At 36.7% G+C, this 2,058-nt stretch carries 3 protein-coding genes; all 3 read right to left on the reverse strand.

Annotated features, from left to right (window positions below; all coding sequences use genetic code 11):
* Positions 1-185: 185 nt before the first annotated feature.
* The 3 genes from ACEN33_RS12140 to ACEN33_RS12150 all read right to left on the reverse strand — a co-directional run bounded on the left by ACEN33_RS12140 (position 186) and on the right by ACEN33_RS12150 (position 1,831).
* A complete protein-coding gene (locus ACEN33_RS12140) occupies positions 186-317 on the reverse strand; it encodes a hypothetical protein (protein WP_407093929.1) in 132 nt (43 codons plus the stop codon).
* 63 nt (positions 318-380) lie between these two features.
* Positions 381-1,028 (reverse strand): tRNA (guanosine(46)-N7)-methyltransferase TrmB, encoded by a 648-nt coding sequence (gene trmB / locus ACEN33_RS12145; RefSeq protein WP_407090496.1) that lies wholly within the window; start codon positions 1,026-1,028, stop codon positions 381-383.
* A gap of 14 nt (positions 1,029-1,042) precedes the next feature.
* Complete coding sequence (locus ACEN33_RS12150; RefSeq protein ID WP_407090497.1) at positions 1,043-1,831, reverse strand: phosphotransferase family protein; 789 nt, start codon at positions 1,829-1,831, stop codon at positions 1,043-1,045.
* Between the last annotated feature and the right edge of the window lie 227 nt (positions 1,832-2,058).

A 2,058-nucleotide genomic window follows, 5' to 3' on the forward strand; every position in this document is an offset into this window, starting at 1 on the left:
TTCGATATTAATTGATTTCCACGAAAATTGGGAAAATAACGCTCGGACATTCTTACAAGTGTAATGTGCATGATGACCAGATGATATAACTACATTGAGACTTTTACACAAGATTATGGACTTGACATCCCATTCGTCTCAAGTTGCCTCAACTCAAGCCGAACCACCATCCCATTCGTCTCAATTTACTTCAACTCAAGCCAAACCACCATCCCATTTGTCTCAAGTTGCTTCAACTCAAGCCAAACGACAATCCCATTCGTCTCAAGTAACCTCAACTCAAGCCACACCGCAACCTCATTTGTCTTGAGTTCCATCCCCACAATAAATAATCGCTAAAAAAACCTAACCAAACAAAATTTGGTTAGGCTTTTTCGCTTTTACTTATTACTGCGAAAAACAGCTTCTAGGCGATAAATGCGATTACCTCTAGATGAGAATTTTTCTTCATATTCTGTCATGACGTTACCTTCGAAATCTGACTTGTGTAAATCAAGCCAAACTTGCTTAAAGTACATACCATATTCAGACATACTTTCAAGCGAGTGTTCAAATAGACCTTGGTTATCCGTCTTGAAATGAACTTCTCCGTTTTCTGGTAAGATGCCTTCATATTGTTTTAAAAATATTGGTGAAGTGAGACGTCTTTTAGCGTGACGTGTTTTTGGCCATGGATCACTGAAGTTTAAGTAAAGTAAGCTGATTTCAGCAGGTGCGAAATACTCGCTTAAATCACTGCCGTCCCCATGTAAGATTTGAACATTAGGTAGAGCTTCTTCAATTTGTTTTTCCAAGATTGATACAATCACACTTGTTTGGATTTCAACGGCGATATAATTTATTTCTGGATGGGCTTTTGCCATATTGATAATGAATTGTCCTTTTCCGGATCCAACTTCAATATGGATAGGTTGCTCTTTTTCAAAGCGAGACTGCCACTTACCTTTGTACTCAGCTGGGTCAGCTGGTACGTATTGCGGATATTCATTTAATTTGTCTTGTGCCCAAGGTTTGTTACGTAAACGCATAATTTAATTGCTCCTTAATTGGTTGAATCTTCATAGATAGTTTTAAGTAAAATAATGTATTCATTGGTTTTGTGTTGACGGCCTTCAAGATAATATTGCTTAATTAAATAAAGGCAATTCATCATACTATACCAACGAACGCGTTTGTAGAAAGAATTGTTAATAGGGTAGTTATATAACTCAAACCAAGCCATCCATTCACTGGGGGAAAAATAATGTACAAGTAACATTGTAATATCACTTAAAGGATCAGCTACTTTAACACTTTCCCAATCAACGAGATAGAGATGGTCATCATGGCTCTTCAAAAAGTTATTATGATTTAAATCTCCGTGGCATACTGTCCGGCGCACATCATAAAAATCATTATCAATGGCATCTTCCATATGTCGAATGACTTCGTTTAAGAAATGATTCGAAGCAAGCGTAGGTGACAAATCCACAAAATATTGATTAATAAAATCCAAAGGATAAAAATTACGCTCGCCCATTCGTTTGAGCATGAGTAATAAATTATCTGAGCCATGTATTTGACGGATTAATTCAATGACTTCTTTTGAACCCATATCTTCTTTCTTTAATAGACGTCCATCTTTCCATTCCTGGGCAGTAAATGTATCACCGGAGAAAGTTCTTTGCGTCCACATTAATTTGGGGGCAATGCCTTCAGCAGATAATGCTGCGATAAATGGAGAAGTATTTCGTTTAAAGAATACTTTCTCGTCTGATTTTACGCCCATATAAGCATCACCAGATGCACCTGCAATTGGGTGAAGTTCCCAATCGCCTTGTTGGTCATACATAGATTTTTCTGCCTCCCCCCAAAAACTAACTTAAAAAAATCACAATATCAAATATTTTACCATGATAAGAATTTGGGTCAATCTTTTTTTAGTTATTTTGACCTGAACAATTCATACTTTTCGTTGAAACATGTGCCAACTGCCTAACGGCAGCTTAAATTTACTTTTTCATTTTCACCTGTTAAGTGATGAAAAAAGAACCCCATTCTGATATTGTAAAGGTGTCT

This window comes from Ruoffia sp. FAM 24228 (assembly GCF_045528575.1).
GTDB lineage: Bacteria > Bacillota > Bacilli > Lactobacillales > Aerococcaceae > Ruoffia > Ruoffia halotolerans.